A 1,469-nucleotide genomic window follows, 5' to 3' on the forward strand; every position below is an offset into this window, starting at 1 on the left:
GTATTAATAGTTGTGGAACTACCTGTAATCACGACTTGCTTGAAAACTTGGCAGAAATTATATACAAGAAAAGTTCATAGATATATAATGTATGATTTGGTGGCATATTATACTTATTTATCAGACAAGCAATGTAGGACTTATCTAACAAATGTATTCTCATTACTAGCTTCTACCAAGAAAAGGGAAGATTTTCTAACTGTCTTAACACCCATTGAGGAGTGAAAACACTCCGGTAAATCGGATTTTTAACTCTCAGATAGCCGTTATAATTTTCCACCAAACCAGATAGCAACAGTTGCGTCTGTTCTTCACTATCATCGGCTGGTATCAAGTTGTCTATCGGGTTCCGATTCCTTAGTTCCTCTACTCGTAATACCCGTTGATAAATATTTAATAACTTTCCTGCTTTGTGTTTGTCAAAAAGTAAGCGATCTCTTATGGTACGGAGATGTTCAGGTTCATCTTGGAATTCCCAATGTTGAATAATGCGCGATCGCACCAATTGTTCTACCCAATATCCTTCAGCACCGTTCGGTATGGTAATCGGTTCTTTATAACTTTCTAAGGCAACTTGCACAACTAGCTGACAAAGCTTTTGGGTAAGAAACGGCTGCCCTCTTGTCCAATGAATAATATGCAGCAATATTGCCTGTGGCTGACTGACTACTTCTTCTAAACCTTCAAGTAGGGGCATAATTTCATGTGATTGAAAGTCACATAACTTAATCGCTTGACCAATGTTAAAGGGAGTTCGATGTGGATCAACAATTAGATTAGATGGACTGGCTACACCAAACAAAGCAAAACTCAAGCGTTGAAAGCTTGGATTGTGTGCTTGCTGCTCATAACAGTAACGAATCCAGATAAAAAAATCGTTGACGGGAAAATTCAAACTTAGCAGGCTATTAATATTATCGATAAAGATGAAAATGCGATTATTTTGAACTTCTTTGAGCAACACCTGTTCAACAAATTGATACAGTCTTTGTACAGGATAAACCTCTGATTGTTGCTCCCAACAACTTTCAAAGTTGACCTGTTTTGTCAGATTTAAATTGTGAAAAAGGCTAAAAATAATGCCTTTATACCATTGTATAGGTGTAATTTGATTAGTACTTAATAGAGCTAAACTCAGATAAATACAGATATGATTTTCTTTTTTTAACCGATGAATAGTCCGGTGTAGTAGAGATGATTTGCCTGTTTGGTGGCAGTTGAAGACATAACAAAAATTTCCTGTTTTTAATCCAGTGTAAATTTGTTCGTCTGCTTGACGGACAATATATGTAGAATCATCATACTTCAGGCTACCACCAACTTGATATCTCATAGTCAAGTTAATCCCTATTTATAGGGATACTTGTAATTATTTAAACAATTTTATATTTAAAAACATCAACATTTTGATAGATTTTAGCTCTTATTTCTATTATTTTTAATCTTCTTTAAGTGTTAAATGTCTTATC

The 1,469-nt window shown here is 34.9% G+C and carries 1 protein-coding gene; it reads right to left on the reverse strand.

From position 1 onward, the window contains the following. Positions 1 to 172 precede the first annotated feature (172 nt). Positions 173 to 1,333 (reverse strand): AAA-like domain-containing protein, encoded by a 1,161-nt coding sequence (locus tag GNF10_RS36770; RefSeq protein WP_185582499.1) that lies wholly within the window; start codon positions 1,331 to 1,333, stop codon positions 173 to 175. Positions 1,334 to 1,469 lie beyond the last annotated feature (136 nt).

The sequence above is a fragment of the Nostoc sp. UCD121 genome, from assembly GCF_014222285.1.
Taxonomy (GTDB): Bacteria; Cyanobacteriota; Cyanobacteriia; order Cyanobacteriales; family Nostocaceae; genus Nostoc.

What these genes read in the sequence shown, in the direction of transcription:
- GNF10_RS36770 (WP_185582499.1), bottom strand. Translation starts at nt 1,333, where the DNA reads ATGAGATATCAAGTTGGTGGTAGCCTGAAGTATGATGATTCTACATAT.